Annotated in this window: 2 protein-coding genes; both read left to right on the top strand. The window is 67.5% G+C overall.

All coding sequences use genetic code 11. The annotated features are described in order from the left end of the window. Positions 1 to 229 precede the first annotated feature (229 nt). Positions 230 to 391, top strand: coding sequence for a hypothetical protein (locus CAI21_RS23545; protein WP_181919618.1), 162 nt, complete (start codon positions 230 to 232; stop codon positions 389 to 391). Beyond that, positions 391 to 886 (top strand): hypothetical protein (locus tag CAI21_RS22810; RefSeq protein WP_220349094.1); only part of this gene is annotated, 496 nt, incomplete at its 3' end. The genes CAI21_RS23545 and CAI21_RS22810, both read left to right, overlap by 1 nt.

The following is an 886-nucleotide window of genomic DNA, read 5'->3' as shown; positions in this document are numbered from 1 at the left end:
GCTGCAAGCGGCGGACTTGGGAATTCCGCCGGAGCACGACCCGGCGCACCCGCGCTGCACGCACCCGCACCTACGCGAGCGGCTACCGGCGGCCCGCGCCGCCTACGCCGCCGAACTGCGCTCGACGCTGGCGGCGGTGGGGTTGTAGGCGGTGACAGGGGCGCCGCAGGGGGGTGTTGGGTTTCGCCGTTGGCTCAACCCAACCTACCGCTGGCCGCATCGGTTCGGGATGAATGAGATTCCGATCAGCTTCCCGTACCCCGAAGCCGGGGCGGCCGCGCCGACGGATTGGCTCACGCTGTACGCCCCGAGCGCGTATAAGGTGCGCTCGCCGGCGCCGGGGGCCGGCGAGCGGCGGCGCGAAGAAGAACGCCCGGGAGGCGCCTGTTAATGTTGCGACGGTTGAAGAATTTGGGGCTGCACGGTCCGCTGCCGCGGGACGCTGCGTTGGTCTACAGCGGCGCGCCCTGGTACGGCCACATCAATGCCGAGCGGGCGGTGCTGGTGCAGCCGATGGGGTCGACGATCCTCTATTTCGGGATGTCGGGGTTGGGGTTCGTGATTGCGTTAATTTTCGGGTATGTAGGCTTTCTCGGAATCTATTGGGGTGGTGCTGAAAACCTGCTGGGAAATGTAGTGACGCTTTCTATCGCCCTCACCGGTCTCATCGCCGGCCTCGTCCTCGCCCGGCGCTACGTCCGTGCGCGCGATGCGCTGTATGCCGCCTGGGACGGCAAGCCGGACCTGGCGGCGGGTTACTTCGACCGGCGGGCGGGTAAGCTGGTGCTGCCCAAGGAGGGGCGGGAATACCCTTTCGCCGAGCTACAGGCGTACATCATCCGCCACCCCACCCGCCACGGGCTGATGCTGCACGATCTGGTGCTCT

Origin of the sequence: Alkalilimnicola ehrlichii, from assembly GCF_003399765.1 — a bacterium.
In the GTDB taxonomy this organism is placed as follows: Bacteria; Pseudomonadota; Gammaproteobacteria; order Nitrococcales; family AK92; genus AK92.
Note: the sequence above shows the minus strand (reverse complement) of the source record. Positions and strands in the feature narration are given on the sequence as shown.